The following is a 513-nucleotide window of genomic DNA, read 5'->3' on the forward strand; positions in this document are numbered from 1 at the left end:
TGATACCTAAAGGGCGAGAGCTAGCGCTTGCTGGAGATTGTTTTGGTTGTCATACTCGGGAAGGAGGAGAGATGGGAGCAGGGGGTGTTCCGATTACAATGGCACCATTAGGAACGATCTACTCTACCAATATTACTCCTGATAAGAGATATGGAATTGGCAACTATACGCGAGAAGATTTTCATCGGGCGCTTAAAGATGGGGTAGGTAAAGAGCGTGGAAATCTCTATCCGGCAATGCCTTACGTCTTTACCCATATTACGACTGATGAGGATATCGATGCGCTTTACGCTTACTTGATGAGTATTCCTCCTTTAGCAATTCCTAATGCTCAAAATAGTGGGGTATTTGCTTGGCCCGTACGCCCATTTTTGAACTTTTGGACACTCTTTAACTTTCCAGATCGATTGGCACCGCATGATCCTAATCGTTCTGAAGTATGGAATCGAGGAGCTTATCTCGTTGAGGGATTAGCACATTGTGGCGCTTGCCACTCTCCTAGAAATTTTATGA

The 513-nt window shown here is 44.8% G+C and carries 1 protein-coding gene; it reads left to right on the plus strand.

Features of this window, described 5'->3' with window-relative positions:
- Positions 1 to 2: 2 nt before the first annotated feature.
- Positions 3 to 513 (plus strand): cytochrome c (locus tag FK268_RS26275; RefSeq protein WP_231707252.1); only part of this gene is annotated, 511 nt, incomplete at its 3' end.

This window comes from Tsukamurella sputi, assembly GCF_007858445.1.
Taxonomy (GTDB): domain Bacteria; phylum Actinomycetota; class Actinomycetes; order Mycobacteriales; family Mycobacteriaceae; genus Tsukamurella; species Tsukamurella sputi.